The sequence below is a fragment of the Micromonospora sp. CA-111912 genome (genome assembly GCF_050948415.1).
Lineage (GTDB): Bacteria > Actinomycetota > Actinomycetes > Mycobacteriales > Micromonosporaceae > Micromonospora.
On record NZ_CP192007.1, the window covers coordinates 2,346,122 to 2,359,893 of the forward strand.

Annotated in this window: 14 protein-coding genes; 8 read left to right on the plus strand and 6 right to left on the minus strand. The window is 73.7% G+C overall.

The annotated features are described in order from the left end of the window. Positions 1 to 44: 44 nt before the first annotated feature. Both ACQPZO_RS09860 and ACQPZO_RS09865 read left to right on the plus strand, forming a co-directional pair. Complete coding sequence (locus ACQPZO_RS09860) at positions 45 to 992, plus strand: ATP-binding cassette domain-containing protein (RefSeq protein ID WP_433349016.1); 948 nt, start codon at positions 45 to 47, stop codon at positions 990 to 992. Then, the gene (locus tag ACQPZO_RS09865) at positions 989 to 1,726 is read left to right on the plus strand and encodes an ABC transporter permease (protein WP_396674120.1); all 738 of its coding nucleotides are present in this window, start codon (positions 989 to 991) and stop codon (positions 1,724 to 1,726) included. Before ACQPZO_RS09860 ends, ACQPZO_RS09865 begins: the two co-directional genes overlap by 4 nt. A gap of 100 nt (positions 1,727 to 1,826) precedes the next feature. On the opposite strand, the gene ACQPZO_RS09870 is transcribed toward ACQPZO_RS09865, so the two are convergent. Further along, positions 1,827 to 2,798 carry an IS481 family transposase gene (locus ACQPZO_RS09870; protein ID WP_433344784.1) on the minus strand — a complete coding sequence of 324 codons (972 nt, stop codon included), beginning with the start codon at positions 2,796 to 2,798 and terminating at the stop codon, positions 1,827 to 1,829. A gap of 303 nt (positions 2,799 to 3,101) precedes the next feature. Between ACQPZO_RS09870 and ACQPZO_RS09875 the strand changes: the two genes are divergently transcribed. Continuing rightward, entirely contained in the window at positions 3,102 to 3,413 is a 312-nt protein-coding gene (locus tag ACQPZO_RS09875) for a DUF5988 family protein (protein ID WP_433349020.1), read from the plus strand. A gap of 99 nt (positions 3,414 to 3,512) precedes the next feature. On the opposite strand, the gene recD2 is transcribed toward ACQPZO_RS09875, so the two are convergent. Then, positions 3,513 to 5,768, minus strand: coding sequence for an SF1B family DNA helicase RecD2 (gene recD2, locus ACQPZO_RS09880; protein ID WP_433349022.1), 2,256 nt, complete (start codon positions 5,766 to 5,768; stop codon positions 3,513 to 3,515). Between the two features lie 182 nt (positions 5,769 to 5,950). Here recD2 and ACQPZO_RS09885 point away from each other — a divergent pair, with 182 nt between their 5' ends. Continuing rightward, the gene (locus tag ACQPZO_RS09885) at positions 5,951 to 7,804 is read left to right on the plus strand and encodes a SpoIIE family protein phosphatase (protein WP_433349024.1); all 1,854 of its coding nucleotides are present in this window, start codon (positions 5,951 to 5,953) and stop codon (positions 7,802 to 7,804) included. On the opposite strand, the gene ACQPZO_RS09890 is transcribed toward ACQPZO_RS09885, so the two are convergent. Continuing rightward, complete coding sequence (locus ACQPZO_RS09890) at positions 7,764 to 8,279, minus strand: 2'-5' RNA ligase family protein (RefSeq protein ID WP_433349026.1); 516 nt, start codon at positions 8,277 to 8,279, stop codon at positions 7,764 to 7,766. The two genes, ACQPZO_RS09885 and ACQPZO_RS09890, sit on opposite strands and share 41 nt — an antisense overlap. An 82-nt stretch (positions 8,280 to 8,361) precedes the next feature. Between ACQPZO_RS09890 and ACQPZO_RS09895 the strand changes: the two genes are divergently transcribed. Beyond that, complete coding sequence (locus ACQPZO_RS09895) at positions 8,362 to 8,871, plus strand: mycothiol transferase (protein ID WP_433349028.1); 510 nt, start codon at positions 8,362 to 8,364, stop codon at positions 8,869 to 8,871. Between the two features lie 39 nt (positions 8,872 to 8,910). Here the strand turns inward: ACQPZO_RS09895 and ACQPZO_RS09900 are convergent, their stop codons facing one another. Continuing rightward, positions 8,911 to 9,960: an NAD(P)-dependent alcohol dehydrogenase gene (locus tag ACQPZO_RS09900; RefSeq protein ID WP_433349029.1), complete on the minus strand. Its 1,050-nt coding sequence runs from the start codon at positions 9,958 to 9,960 to the stop codon at positions 8,911 to 8,913. A gap of 185 nt (positions 9,961 to 10,145) precedes the next feature. Between ACQPZO_RS09900 and ACQPZO_RS09905 the strand changes: the two genes are divergently transcribed. From ACQPZO_RS09905 to ACQPZO_RS09915, 3 genes are all read left to right on the plus strand, one after another. Beyond that, positions 10,146 to 10,604 carry a hypothetical protein gene (locus ACQPZO_RS09905; protein WP_433349031.1) on the plus strand — a complete coding sequence of 153 codons (459 nt, stop codon included), beginning with the start codon at positions 10,146 to 10,148 and terminating at the stop codon, positions 10,602 to 10,604. 4 nt (positions 10,605 to 10,608) lie between these two features. Beyond that, the gene (locus ACQPZO_RS09910; protein WP_433349033.1) at positions 10,609 to 11,649 is read left to right on the plus strand and encodes a polyprenyl synthetase family protein; all 1,041 of its coding nucleotides are present in this window, start codon (positions 10,609 to 10,611) and stop codon (positions 11,647 to 11,649) included. Between the two features lie 74 nt (positions 11,650 to 11,723). Next, positions 11,724 to 12,635, plus strand: coding sequence for a DUF72 domain-containing protein (locus ACQPZO_RS09915; RefSeq protein ID WP_433349035.1), 912 nt, complete (start codon positions 11,724 to 11,726; stop codon positions 12,633 to 12,635). Here ACQPZO_RS09915 and ACQPZO_RS09920 read toward each other — a convergent pair. Next, positions 12,619 to 13,014, minus strand: coding sequence for a hypothetical protein (locus tag ACQPZO_RS09920; protein ID WP_433349037.1), 396 nt, complete (start codon positions 13,012 to 13,014; stop codon positions 12,619 to 12,621). The genes ACQPZO_RS09915 and ACQPZO_RS09920 overlap by 17 nt on opposite strands. 97 nt (positions 13,015 to 13,111) lie before the next feature. Further along, complete coding sequence (locus tag ACQPZO_RS09925; RefSeq protein ID WP_433349039.1) at positions 13,112 to 13,741, minus strand: hypothetical protein; 630 nt, start codon at positions 13,739 to 13,741, stop codon at positions 13,112 to 13,114. Between the last annotated feature and the right edge of the window lie 31 nt (positions 13,742 to 13,772).

The following is a 13,772-nucleotide window of genomic DNA, read 5'->3' on the forward strand; positions in this document are numbered from 1 at the left end:
CCGCCCTCCCGACGGCAACCCGCACGTGACGGAGGACGACGCCAATGCCGGTCATCGAGGTGGAGCACCTGCACAAGCGGTACGGGGAGAAGGTGGCCGTCGACGACGTGTCCTTCACCGTCGAGCAGGGCGAGATCTTCGGCGTGCTCGGGCCGAACGGGGCGGGCAAGACGACCACCGTCGAGTGTGTGCAGGGGCTGCGCCGCGCCGACGGCGGCACCGTGCGGGTGCTCGGACTGGATCCGATCCGGGACCGCACCGAGGTGCGCCAGCGCGTCGGCGCCCAGTTGCAGGAGAGCCAGCTCCCCGACAAGCTGCGGGTCCGCGAGGCGCTGGATCTCTACCGCTCCTTCTACCGCCAGAAGGCCGACATCGACGAGCTGCTCGCCGACCTGGGCCTGGCCGAACAGCGCAACACCGCCTTCCACAAGCTCTCCGGTGGGCAGAAGCAGCGGCTCTCGGTGGCCCTGGCGCTGGTCGGGCGCCCCGAGGTGGCCATCCTCGACGAGCTGACCACCGGCCTGGACCCGCAGGGCCGGCGGGACACCTGGGACCTGGTCGAGCGGATCCGCGACCGGGGCGTCACCGTCGTGCTGGTCACCCACTTCATGGAGGAGGCGGAGCGGCTCTGCGACCGGCTGGCCATCATCGACACCGGCCGCATCGTCGCCATCGACACCCCCTCCGGCCTGCTCACCCGCGTCGGCACCGAGCACCGGGTGCACTTCCGCCCGCTCGACGGGCTGGACGACTCGTTGCTCGCCGCCCTGCCCGCGGTGACCGGGGTCAGCCGCAGCGGCGACGAGGTGACCGTGACCGGCCCGGAGGAGGTGCTCCAGGTGGTGCTCGCGGCGCTGACGGAGCACAAGGTCCGGTACGCCGCCCTCCGGGTCGAGCAGCCCACCCTGGACGACGCCTTCGTCTCGCTCACCGGTCGCCACGCCGGCCGGGCCGCCGCCCCCCAGAAGCCGACCGACAAGAGGCCCTCGTGAACGCCCTGACCAAGCTCATCGCCGTCGAGATGAAGCTGTTCGTACGCGAACCGGTGTCGCTGTTCTTCGTCTTCGTGCTGCCGATCGGCCTGATGCTCGTCTTCGGGCTGCCCCAGCGGGGATCGTCCACCCAGGGCACCGGGCAGCACGGCGAGCTGACCTTCCTGCCGGCGCTCGCCCTGGCCCTCACCATCGGAATGCTGGCGCTGTTCACCCTGCCGATGGCGCTGGGCGTCTACCGCGAGCGGCGGGTGCTGCGCCGGCTCGCCACCACCCCGGTCCACCCGGCAATGCTGCTGGTCGCCCAGGTCGTGGTGAACCTGGTGATGGGGGTGGCCGGCGCGGTGGTCACCGCGATCGGCGTACGGTTCCTGCTCGACCAGTCGTCCCCGGCGAACATGCCCGGCTTCGTGCTGGCCTTCCTGCTCGGCGTGGCGTGCCTGTTCGCCATCGGCCTGCTCATCGCGGCGCTCGCGCCGTCGGCCCGGGCGGCGCAGTCCATCGGTCCGGCGCTGTTCTTCCCGCTGCTCTTCCTCGCCGGGGCCTGGCTGCCCCGCGACCAGATGCCGACCGTGCTGGCCCGCATCGCCGACTACTCGCCGCTGGGGGCCACGGTGGACACTCTCGCCGCCTCGTGGGCCGGCGACAGCCCGGCGCTGTCGCAGCTCCTCGTCCTGGCGGCCACCGCGGTGCTCGGATCCGTGCTGGCCACCCGCTTCTTCCGCTGGGAGTGACGAGGGCCCAGCGGCGCTGCCGGAAGTGAAGCGAGGGCCCTTCCCGCCCGGGTGGCGGGGAGGGCCAGTCCCGTCTGCGCCGATCCGAATGCCGTTCGCCCTAGGTGTAATGCCCAGCACCGTTGTTGACGCGGGTGATGGGTGGTTTGCCGCCGAGTGAGGTGTGGTTGCGGTGGTGGTTGTAGGTGTGGATCCAGGTTGGTAGGGCGTCGGTGCGGTGTTGGTTGCTGGTGTAGGGCTGTTGGTAGGCCCATTCGTCGAGGAGGGTGCGATTGAAGCGTTCGGCTTTGCCGTTGGTCTGTGGGCGGTAGCGGCGGGTGAAGCGGGCTTGGGCGTTGAGGTCGGCCAGGGCGTCGCGCCAGGCTCGTGAGCGGCGGTAGGCCATGGCGTTGTCGGTCATGACTCGTTCGATGTGGGTGATGCCGTGGGTGGTGAAGTGCTCGGCGGCGCGGCGGAGGAAGCTGGCGCAGGTGTCGGCTTTTTCGTCCGGGTGGATTTCGGCGTAGGCGAGGCGGCTGTGGTCGTCGATGGCGCAGTGGACGTAGTCGAAGCCGACGCGGGTGGCGTAGCGGGCGCGGCGGCTTTCGATGCTGTCGCGGCCGTGGACGCGCCAGCCGCCGCCGTCGCGCAGGCGGCCGAGCTTCTTCACGTCGACGTGGATCAGTTCGCCCGGCCGGTCCCGTTCGTAGCGGCGGATCGGCTCGCCGGTGGGCCGGTCCAGCCAGGCCAGACGGTGTAGGCCGTGGCGGGTCAATACCGCGTGCACCGTGGAGGCCGGTATGCCGAGTAGCGGCGCGATCCGGCGAGGTCCGAGTTTGCGGTCCTGACGTAGTTGACAAATCGCTGTCTCGACCGTGGCTGGAGTCTTGTGGGGCAGATGGTGAGCGGTGCTGGGTCGGTCCCGTAGTCCTTGATCTCCCTCAGCACGCCACCGGGCCAACCACTTGTAGCCGGTGGCGCGGGAACAACCCAGCTCTTTCACGACGTGGGCCACGGGTCGGCCCTCGCCGACGACACGCGCGATCAACAGCCGCCGGCCGTGCACTGTCAGACGGGCATTACGGTGGGGCATGAGACCTCCGGTCCGGTTGTGGGCGTCAGCACCTCACACCTCGCCGGAGGTCTCACCTCATATCAAGCCGCCACGCCGTCAACAACGCTCATGGTCACTACACCTAGGGGTTGTTAAGGGTGTTCGGGTATTGTGACCTGAATTACATTCAACCTGAACGAGGCCGGTCACCGGGGCGCGGGAGGGCGTTCTCCCGCCACCCGTTCCGTGTCCGCGGAACGGGGTGTCGCCCCCGCCGGTGACCCGCGCCGCACCGACGACTCACGCGTCCGGGGCGGAGCGACAAGCGACGGAGGTCGTGCGATGACAGATTCTTCCGAATCCGCCACCGTTGTCAGGACAGCGGACCGGATCGTCAACGATGACGACCGGAGCGCCTGGTCGGCGCGGGTGCCGATCGGCGGGGACGCCGCCAGCATCATCGATGTGGTGTTGGAGGGCGGCCCGACCAATCTCCCCGCCGAGCAGCGCAGCCACCGGATCTCTCCGGCGGAGGACAAGATCAAGGTAAGCCACTACGGCGGGTACGAGCACTTCGAGCGGGACTCGGTCCGGGTCGCCGACGAGCTGCCCGTGGTCTTCCGCTGGACCGGCCGCACCAGGATCGCCGAGTAGTCGAAGGCCGCGCCGGGCGGTCGTCGGCGCCACGCGCACCGGTGGCGCCGACGGCGGCCGGGCGCGGTCCGGCCGCCGCCGCCCCGACCGGGCCCCGGCTCAGGCCCGGTCGGGGGAGAGCCGGTGGGTGAGCGCGGTGTGCCGCCGGCCGGTGCCCGCGGTGCGCACCGCGATGGCGAGCGCCTTGCGCGACCCGGCCAGCACCACCAGCTTCCGGGCCCGGGTGACCGCGGTGTAGAGCAGATTCCGTTGCAGCATCGTGTACGCGCTCATGGTCACCGGCACCACCACCGCGGGATACTCGCTGCCCTGCGACCGGTGCACCGTGATGGCGTACGCGTGCTGCAACTCGTCGAGCTCGTGGAACTCGTAGCCCACGTCCTCGTCCTCGTCGGTGCGTACGGTCAGCGTCTGGTCGTCCAGGTCCAGGGCGGTGACCACCCCCACCGTGCCGTTGAACACCCCGGCGGTGCCCTTGTCGTAGTTGTTGCGGACCTGGATCACCTTGTCGCCGATCCGGAACACCCGGCCGCCGTGCCGCCGCTCCGGGGCGCCGTCGCGGTGCGGGGCGATCGCCTGCTGCAACAGGGTGTTCAGGTTGCCGGCGCCAGCCGGGCCGCGCAGCATCGGGGTGAGCACCTGCACGTCGCGGGGGCGCAGGCCGAACCGGCCCGGGATCCGCCGGGCCACGATGTCGACCACCTGTTCGGCGGTGACCTCCGGTTCGTCGCTGGGGAACAGGAAGAAGTCGGGGTGCTCACCGAACACCGGGGCCTGGCCGGCGTTGATCCGGTGCGCGTTGGCCACCACCCCGGACTCCTGCGCCTGCCGGAAGATGCGGGTGAGGCGGACCCGGGGCACGGTGTCGGCGGCCAGCACGTCGCGCAGCACCTCGCCGGCGCCGACCGAGGGCAACTGGTCGACGTCGCCGACGAGCAGCAGGTGCGCGCCGGGCGGGACCGCCTTGACCAGCTTGTTGGCGAGGATCAGGTCGAGCATGGACGCCTCGTCAACCACCATCAGGTCGGCGTCGATCGGGTTGTCCCGGTCGAAGGTGGCGTCCCCGCCGGGGCGGAGCTGGAGCAGCCGGTGCACGGTGGTGGCCGGGTGGCCGGTCAGCTCGGTGAGCCGCTTCGCCGCCCGGCCGGTGGGCGCGGCCAGCACGATCTTCGCCTTCTTCGCCGCGGCCAGCTCGATGATCGACCGCACGGTGAACGACTTGCCGCAGCCGGGACCGCCGGTGAGCACGGCCACCCGGGAGGTCAGCGCCAGCCGTACCGCCTGCTCCTGCTCCGTCGCCAGCTCGGCCCCCGTGCGGGCCCGTAGCCAGGCCAGCGCCCTTGGCCAGGCCACGTCGGCGAAGGCTGGCATCCGGTCCACCGGGTCGCGCAGCAGCCGGACCAGGCTCGCGGCGAGGGCCGACTCGGCCCGGTGGAACGGCACCAGGTAGACCGCCGGGATGACGGCACCCTCGTTGCTGCGGTTCGGCACCGCCTCGCGGACCACGCCGTCCTCGGTGGACACCAGGTCGGCCAGGCCGGCGGCGACCAGCGTCGCCGGCACCTCCAGGATCGCGGCGGCGTCGGCGACCAGGTTCGGCTCGGGCAGGTAGCAGTGCCCGCCGTCGGCGGCCTCGGAGAGGGTGTAACGGATGCCGGCGCGCACCCGCTGAGGGCTGTCGTGCGGGATGCCCACGGCCTTGGCGATGCTGTCGGCCGTCCGGAACCCGATGCCCCACACGTCGGCGGCCAGCCGGTACGGGTCGTCGCGCACCACCGCGATCGACGAGTCGCCGTACTGCTTGAAGATGCGCACGGCGTGCGAGGTGGAGACGCCGACGCCCTGGAGGAAGATCATCACCTCCTTGATGGCCTTCTGCTCCTGCCACGCCGCGCCGATCGCCGCGGTGCGCTTCTGGCCCAGGCCGTGCACCTCGACCAGCCGGCCGGGTTCCTCCTCGACGACCCGCAGGGTGTCCACGCCGAAGGCGGCCACGATCCGGGCCGCCATCTTCGGGCCGATCCCCTTGATCAGTCCCGAGCCCAGGTAGCGCTCGATGCCCTGCACCGTCGCGGGCAGCACGGTGGTGCAGTGCTGCACCTCGAACTGCCGCCCGTAGCGCGGGTGTGAACCCCACCGGCCGACCAGCCGCAGCCGCTCCCCGGGCTGCGCGCCGGGCAGCGGGCCGACGACGGTGAGCAGGTCGTCGCCGGAGCGGTCGGTGGCGACCCGGGCGATGGTGTACCCGGTCTCCTCGTTGGTGTAGGTGACACGTTCCAGCACCGCCTCGAGCACGCTGCCCCGCACCGGGGCGGCCGCGGTGTCGGCGGTCGGCGCGGACGGGTTGGCGGACATCGTGACGATGATGGCAGACCTCCCGCCCGGGGTGCCGTGGCGGCCCGGGGGGTCGGGTCCGCGGTGGCGCTCGCCGCGACCGGCGACCCGGACGCGGCTACGCTGGCTGGGATCAGACCGGCCAGTGGGCACCGCCCGCGCGTCGCCGGTCCGGGCGACTGCCCGGGGCGACGGGAGGACCGATGCACGCTGACCACGCGGGTCGTACCGCCGACCCGGTGGATCCCACCCGGAAGGCCCGGCTCGCGTCCCGGCTCGGCGGAACGGTGGCCGCCCGCTGGTTCGAGGCGCTCTACGAGACCCCGCTGCTGTTCGCCGCCATCCTCGACGACGCCGGCCGGGTGCTCGACGCCAACCAGCCCGTCGTCGAGGGCTGCGGCCTGGAGCGCGCCGAGGTGCTGGGCCGGCCGTTCTGGGCGTGCGGCTGGTGGACCCCGGACCCGGAGCTGAGCGCCCGGCTGCGCGGCTGGTGCGAAGCCGTGCTGCGCACCGGCGAGCCGCTGCGGACGCGGAGCCACTTCTTCCTCGGCGACGGCACCCGGCGCCTGGTCGACCTGGTGCTCTTCCGGGTCGGCGACGACGACGGGGCCGGCTACCTCATGGTGACGGGCCTGGACGTCACCGACGCGCTGGCCACCCAGCGGGAGCGCGAGCACCGGGTCGACGTGCAGGCGGACGCCCTGCACCAGGTGGCCGAGGCCCGGCAGCGGGCGATCGAGACGGTGCGGCGCGCGGAGTGGCGCGCCGAGGAGCGGCTGCGTCGGCTGGTCGTGGTGGCCCTGGAACTGCTCGGCGCGGAGACGGTGGCGGACCTCACCACCATCGTCGTGGACCATGCCGTGCCGGTGCTCGGCGCCGACGGCGGCGCGCTGGTCGTCCGGCAGGGGACCGACCGGCTGCGCGTCGTGGTCGGCGAACGACTCGGGCGGCAGGTGCAGGCCGGCGGCGACCTGCCGTACGACAGCCCGCTGCCGGCCGGCCACACCGCCCGCACCGGGGAGCTCCTGCTGCTGCCCGACCGGGCGGCCGGGCTGGCGTTCACCCCCCAGATGGCCGAGGTCTACCGGATCACGGAGCGCGACGCCTGGGCGTTCCTGCCGCTGCGCGTCGGCACCGGGCTGCTCGGCGCGCTGGCGGTCTCCTGGCGCGACGAGCGGGAGTTCGCCCCCGACGAGATCGCCGTGCTGGAGGCGTTCGCGGCGCAGACCGCCCAGGCGCTGGACCGCATCCAGCACCTGCGGGCCCGCCGGGAGAGCGCCCTGGCCGCGCAGCGGCTCTCCGAGGCGTTGCAGTACAGCCTGCTCACCCAACCGCCGACCGCGGCGCTGCTCGACATCGCGGTGCGCTACCAGCCGGCAGCGCACGAGGCGAAGGTCGGCGGCGACTGGTACGACGCCTTCGAGACCGCCGACGGGGCGACCATGCTGGTCGTCGGCGATGTCACCGGGCACGACCGGGAGGCGGTCGCCGCGATGGGCCAGATCCGCAACCTGCTGAGGGGCCTCGGCTACGACAGCGGCGACGGCCCGGCGGCGCTGCTCGGCCGCCTCGACCGGGCGTTGCGCGGCCTGCGGGTCGGTGCGCTGGCCACGGCGGTGCTGGGCCGGGTGGAGCGCGACCCGGAAGACCCGCCCGGAATGCGCCGGCTGCGCTGGTCCAACGCCGGCCACCCACCGCCGTTGCTGCGCGGGCCCGACGGGTCGGTCCGGGTGCTCGCCGCCCATGACCTGCTGCTCGGCGTCGACCCGGACGCGAACCGCCGCGAGCTGGTCGTCGAACTGGCCGAGGGCAGCACCCTGGTGCTGTACACCGACGGGCTGGTCGAGCGGCGCGACGGCGTGCTCGACGACGGGATCGAGGTGCTGGCCCGCCGGCTCGCCGAGATCGGCGACCGCCCCGCCGAGGAGGTCTGCGACCTGCTGCTCCGGGTGGCCCCGCCCGGCCACGAGGACGACATCGCCCTGCTGGTGATGGGCCTGCGGCCGACCGCGCCGGTCAGGGCAGCGGCCGGCAGACGCCCCGGGCGTGGTCGGTGACCGCCGCGCCGACCACGGTCGCCTCCAGTGGCAGCACCTCCAGGCAGCGCCGCACCGCGGCGGACAGCAGGGCGTTGGGCACCCGCATGGACAGCGTGCAGTGCGGCACCCAGCGCCCCGGCCGGTAGTGTTCGGCCAGTCCGACGCCGGCGGCGGCGAGCCGGCCGTGCACGAGCGCGTGGTGGGCCAGCAGCTCGGCGTTGGGGGCCGGCCCGAGCCACAGCACCCGCCCGACGAACTGCCCGGCGTGCTGGAACGTCAGCCGCAGCGGCGCCGCCACCACCGTGCCGGCGAGGGCCGCGGCGACCTGCTCCGGGTCCAGCCGCGGGGCCACCGCCAGCGACACGTGCGGCCGGTGCCGCCGCTCCAGCAGGGAACGCATGCTCTGCACCCCCTCGGACTCCAGCGCGTCCCACAGCACCCGGATCCGCCGGGTGGCGTCGGTGTCCAGATACAGCTCCAGTGCCGCGACCACGCCGACCACCCTAGGGCCCGAGGTTTGCCGGCCCGCTGACGCGGTACTGCGTCGGGGGAGTCCAGCGTCGAGGAGGAACCCGGTGGACGTGAGTGATGTGCTGACCGAGGCGTACGGCCGGCTGCCCGGGCTGGTCCGCGGCGCCGTCGACGGTCTGTCGCCGGAGCAGCTGCGCCGGGCGCCGGCGACCGGCGCGAACCCGGTGGGCTGGCTGGTGTGGCACCTGACCCGGATCCAGGACCACCACGTCGCCGACCTGCTCGACGCGGAGCAGGTGTGGGTGACCGGGGGCTGGGCGGGCCGGTTCGGGCTGCCCGCCGACCCGGACGACGTCGGCTTCGGGCACACCCCGGAGCAGGTCGCCACCGTCCGGCCGGAGAACGCCCAGGCGCTGCTCGACTACTTCGACGCGGTCGCCCAGCGGACCCGGGGGCTCCTCGCCGGGCTGCGGCCGGCGGACCTGGGCCGGGTGGTCGACGAGGCGTGGGACCCGCCGGTGACCCTCGGGGTGCGGCTGGTCAGCGTCATCGATGACGACCTACAGCACGTCGGTCAGGCCGCGTACGTGCGCGGCCTGCTCGGGGCGGACTGACCGGGCGGGGCCACGCGTCGTGCGCGGCCCCGCCGCCGGTCACGGCACGATGACGGCGCGGCCCTCCAGGGACCCGTCCCGTATCTGCCGGTACGCGTCGACCGCGTCGTCCAGCCCGAACGTGGTGATCTTCGGCCGGATCAGCCCGCGCGCGCCGAGGTCGAGCACCTCGATCAGCTCGGGCCGGCTGCCCCAGTACGTGCTCTGGATGCTGAGCTCGTACGGCACGGAGAAGAACGAGACCGACAGCGTGCCGCCGCCGATGCCGACGACGGTGAGATCCCCGACGGTGCGGGCGGCGGCGGCGCCGAGCGCCATCGTGGCGTCCACGCCGACGAAGTCCAGGACGACGTCCGCGCCCCGGCCGCCCGGGGTGGCCCGCCGGATCTCCTCGGCGGTCCGGTCGCCGGAGCGCAGCGTCAGGTCGGCCCCGTACTCCTCGGCGAGCTTGAGCGCGTCGGCGCGGGTGTCCACCGCGATCACCCGGGCCGCCGTGGTGGCCTTGAGGATCTGCACGCCGACGTGCCCGAGACCACCGACGCCGATCACCACGGCGGTGCTGCCCGGCGGCAGCTTGTGCCACGATCGCCGGACGGCGTGGTACGGGGTGAGGCCGGCGTCGGTCAGCGGCGCCGCCTCCACCGGGTCGAGGCCATCGGGCAGTGGCACGATGTGCCGGGCGTCCGGGACCAGCTCGTACTCGGCCATGCCGCCGTCCAGGCCGAGCCCGCCGCCCCCGCCCGGCACGGGCGCCCCGGCCGGGTTCTCGCAGTACGGGTCCACGCCGACCCGGCAGCGGGCGCAGGTGCCGCAGCCCCACGGGCCGTAGACGGCCACCGGCTGGCCGACCTCCAGGCCGGTGACCCCGGCGCCGAGGGCGTGCACCCAGCCCGCGTTCTCGTGGCCGAGGGTGAACGGCGGGTTCCAGGGGACCGCGCCGGCCTCGAAGTCGTGCATCAGGTGCAGGTCGGAGTGGCAGGCACCGGCACCGCCGATCTTCACCACCACCTGGCCCGTGCTCGGCGTGGGCTCGGGCACCTCGACCAGTTCGGGTTCGGACTTCCACCTCGGCAACCGCAGCGCGCGCATCCGTGTCTCCCGTTCTCCGCGTCGGGCATCTCCCCGGTGACCTGCCCTTTCGTCGCCCGAACAAACGGGCGGCGGCCACGAGAGCCGCCGCCCGTCCGGCCGGGTCGGGATCCTTACAGTCCGCCGCTTCGCCTCCCCTTCGGTGCGAGACTCCGCCTCAGGTGAACGTCGGTGGAGGAGAAGCCATGTCAGACCCGAACGCGCAGGCCAGAGGCTCCGACGAGCGGTTCGACCGGGTCGGTGGGACCTTCTCGGAGGCGGTGACGCGGGCGGCGTCCGTGCTGGAGGAGGAGCTGGCCGGGGGCGTCGACAGCGCCCGGCGGCTCACCGAGCGGCTCACCGCGGACCGCCGGGTCGACCCGGCGGCGTTCGACGAGGTGGTGGGGCGGGTCCGTAAGGACACCCACTCCCTGATCGACATGGTGGTCGGCCAGCTTCCCGCTCCGGCCTCCGGCGACGACCTCACCCGCCGGTACGCGGCGGACGCCCACGACGCGCTGGACAGCCTCCTCGACCTGGCCCGGCTCACCCCCGAGTTCGCCAACGGGCTGCTCGACCGGGTCTCCGCCGGCACCCGCCGGGCCGAGGGAGACCCGGTGGCCGCCCCCGACGCCGAGCCGGGCGCACCCACCGACGGCCGCTGAGCCGGTGACCGCCACCGTGACCGACGGCCCGGTCGACACGCTGCTCGCGCGCTACCGGGCCCGCACCATGGCCACCCTGCTGGCCGAACTGCCCACCGGCGGCCCCCGGTATCTGTACGACCTGGTGGCCGACTACCCCGGCCGGTCGGGCAAGGGGCTGCGGGCGGCGCTGTGCGTGGCGACCTGCCGCGCGTTCGGCGGCACCGACGACGACACCGTGGTGAACGTCGCCGCCACCGTCGAGCTGTTCCACAACGGATTCCTCATCCACGACGACATCCAGGACGGCAGCGAGCAGCGTCGGGGCGCCCCCACCCTGTCGGCCCGCTACGGGGTTCCGGTGGCGCTGAACGTCGGCAACATGACGAACCTGCTCGCCCTGGAGCGGCTGCTGGCCAACCGGGACCTCCTCGGCTCCGGCACGACCTGGGAACTGGTCGAGCAGACCCGGTTGATGCTGCGCCACTCCCTGGAGGGGCAGGCCATCGAGATCGGCTGGATCCGGGACAACGCCTGCGACCTCACCCCGGACGACTACTACCGGATGTGTCTGAAGAAGACCTCCTGGTACACGTGCGTGTATCCGTGCCGCACCGGCATCCTGGCCATCGGCGACGGCCGGCCCGGGATGGACCGGCTGGACCGGTACGGCTGGTTCCTCGGCGCGGCCTTCCAGATCCAGGACGACGTGCTCAACCTCGTCGGTGACTACGCCCGATACGGCAAGGAGATCTCCGGCGACCTGTGGGAGGGCAAGCGGACGCTGATCCTGATCGACTTCCTCGATCGGTGCACCCCGGCCGAGCGGGAGCGGGCGGTGCGCTTCCTCGGTGCCGCCCGCGCCGCGCGGACCGCCACGGAGGTGCGCTGGCTGCACCGCCGGCTGCTCGCGTACGACAGCGTGGCGGCGGCCCAGGGACAGGCCCGGGACCTGGCCGACGCCGCGCGCACGGAGGTCGCGGCGGCGCTGGGCGAGCGGGCGGACTCCGAGGACGGCCGGTTTCTGATCGCCCTCGCCGACTACGTCGTCGACCGGTCCCGGTGAGCCGCGGGCGGTCAGCCGGCGCGACGGCGCCGCTCCGGTTGCCGATCCGGCCGGGGCGCGGTCCACTGATCCACATGGGCGAGATCAAGGTGGGCACGTCGTCGTGGGCCGACCGGATGCTGCTGGGCTCCGGCTGGTACCCCCGCTCGGTCAACACCCCCGCCGGCCGCCTCCGCCACTACGCCGAGCGGTTCGCACTGGTCGAGGTGGACACGTCCTACTACGCGGTGCCGACGCCGGAGACCACCGCCGGCTGGGTGGCCGCCACCCCGCCCGGGTTCACCTTCGACGTCAAGGCGTTCAGCCTCTTCACCGGCCATCCCACCCCGGTCGCGGCGCTGCCCCGGGACCTGCGACCGGCCGGCGGCCCGTCCCGGATCCGGTGGCGGGACCTGCCCGCCGGGGCGTACGACGAGCTGTGGAGCCGGTTCCGTGCGGCGCTGGAGCCGATCGCGGCGGCCGACCGGCTCGGCGCGGTGCTGCTCCAGTTCCCGCCGTGGCTGGCCCGCAGTGCCGCGGCCGAACGGCGGATCGTCGCCACGGCCGAGCGGCTGCGGCCGTGGCGGGTGAGCGTGGAGCTGCGGCACGCCTCGTGGTTCACCGAGGACGCCGTCCTGCGCACGCTTGCCCTGCTGCGTGAGCACGACCTCTCCTACGTCTGCGTGGACATGCCGCAGGGGTTCGTCTCGTCGGTGCCGCCGATCCTGGTCGCCACCGCCGCACCGGCCGTGGTCCGCTTCCACGGCCACAGCGCCGCCTGGGCCAGCGGAGACAAGCAGGACAAGTACCGGTACGCCTACGGCGAGCGCGAGCTGCGGAACTGGTCGCGGCTGCTGGTCGAGCTGGCCGACACCAGCGACGAGCTGCACGTCCTGTTCAACAACTGCTGCGGCGACCAGGCCCAGCGCGACGCCGCCCGCCTGGTGGAGGTCCTGGCGGAGGCGGGCGTGCCGGCCGGTGGGGCGCCGGTCAGCCGCGCCGGTTGATCCCCTCCGGGTGCATCCCGGTCGCCTCCTCCAGCGCGTTGTCCGGCAGGTCCCCGCCGGCGCTGTCGTTCGGGAACGCGCGCCGCGACGGCGCCGGGTCGGGTGGCGCGCCCGGACCCGCCTCGGCAACCGGCCTGTCCTCGATGTTGCCGAACCCGTGCCGCCCCGCGGGCCCGGTGGGCTCGGCGGGCGCGCCGGCCCGCCGGTCACCGAGGCTCCCCTGCGGCACGGCGGTCTCCTCGCTGCCCTCGTCCATCGGGGAGTCCTCGCCGGCCCCCCACGGCGGCCCGGCGTCGAACCCGTCGCTGGTGCCGAACGGGGCGGCGGACCCCGGTCCGCGTTCGTCCCCGCCGGTCGTCGATCCGTCCCTGCTCGTCATGGCCACCTCGCTGGTCGGGTCGGGTACGGGCGCTGATCGCCCGCCTGCGCGCCGCCCATGCCCCACCGGTCCGATCGGGCACGGGCGGCGTGGCGGGTCAGCGGCCGGACATGGCCATGTGCCGCCTGGCCGCGCCCATGGCGGCCACCTTCCCCATCGCCCTGGGCGCGCTGGCCAGCCCACCGGCGCGCCCGAGCAGACCCCGGAGGACCTGCCCCGGCTTCTGCTGCTCACCCATGTACGCGCTGACCACCACCAGCGCGCCGGTGAGCGCCGGGACGGCCCACTGGAGCAGCTTCAGCTGCCGCTGGCAGGAGGCCACGTTGGTCGGCGTCTGCGGGTTCGGCTCGGTCGTCCCCTCGACGGACGGGCCGCCCGCCTTCTCCAGCCGCATGCCGAGCAGCCGGCTGTACCCGGTGACCGCGAGCGCGGCGACCGTCAGGGCCGTCTTCACCGTGCTCACCCGGGCCACCCCCGACTGGGCGAACACCCGGGGGCTCTCGGTCGTCAGCTCGCCGACCGCGCCGGCCAGGTGCGCGCCGATCGCCGCCGCGTTGACCGGGGTCCACCGGGCCCACCCGGCCGAGGCCACCGGCAGTCGCTGGGTCGAGTCGTTGATCTGTGCCGCAGCGCCGTTGACGCCGAGCGCTCCCATCAGGGAGCCGCCGAACCAGGCAGCCAGGCCCAGGTCGTGCATCGAGCGCAGTGCGGTGTGCCGTTCGGACATCTGATCCCCTTCCACGGTACGGGCGATGCGG

Bases quoted from the DNA above. Each gene is read 5' to 3' on its own strand.
- ACQPZO_RS09870 (WP_433344784.1), bottom strand. From the start codon at position 2,798: ATGCCCCACCGTAATGCCCGTCTGACAGTGCACGGCCGGCGGCTGTTG.
- ACQPZO_RS09915 (WP_433349035.1), top strand. From the start codon at position 11,724: ATGGGCGAGATCAAGGTGGGCACGTCGTCGTGGGCCGACCGGATGCTG.
- ACQPZO_RS09875 (WP_433349020.1), top strand. From the start codon at position 3,102: ATGACAGATTCTTCCGAATCCGCCACCGTTGTCAGGACAGCGGACCGG.
- ACQPZO_RS09900 (WP_433349029.1), bottom strand. From the start codon at position 9,960: ATGCGCGCGCTGCGGTTGCCGAGGTGGAAGTCCGAACCCGAACTGGTC.
- ACQPZO_RS09925 (WP_433349039.1), bottom strand. From the start codon at position 13,741: ATGTCCGAACGGCACACCGCACTGCGCTCGATGCACGACCTGGGCCTG.
- ACQPZO_RS09885 (WP_433349024.1), top strand. From the start codon at position 5,951: ATGCACGCTGACCACGCGGGTCGTACCGCCGACCCGGTGGATCCCACC.
- recD2 (WP_433349022.1), bottom strand. From the start codon at position 5,768: ATGTCCGCCAACCCGTCCGCGCCGACCGCCGACACCGCGGCCGCCCCG.
- ACQPZO_RS09920 (WP_433349037.1), bottom strand. From the start codon at position 13,014: ATGACGAGCAGGGACGGATCGACGACCGGCGGGGACGAACGCGGACCG.
- ACQPZO_RS09860 (WP_433349016.1), top strand. From the start codon at position 45: ATGCCGGTCATCGAGGTGGAGCACCTGCACAAGCGGTACGGGGAGAAG.
- ACQPZO_RS09905 (WP_433349031.1), top strand. From the start codon at position 10,146: ATGTCAGACCCGAACGCGCAGGCCAGAGGCTCCGACGAGCGGTTCGAC.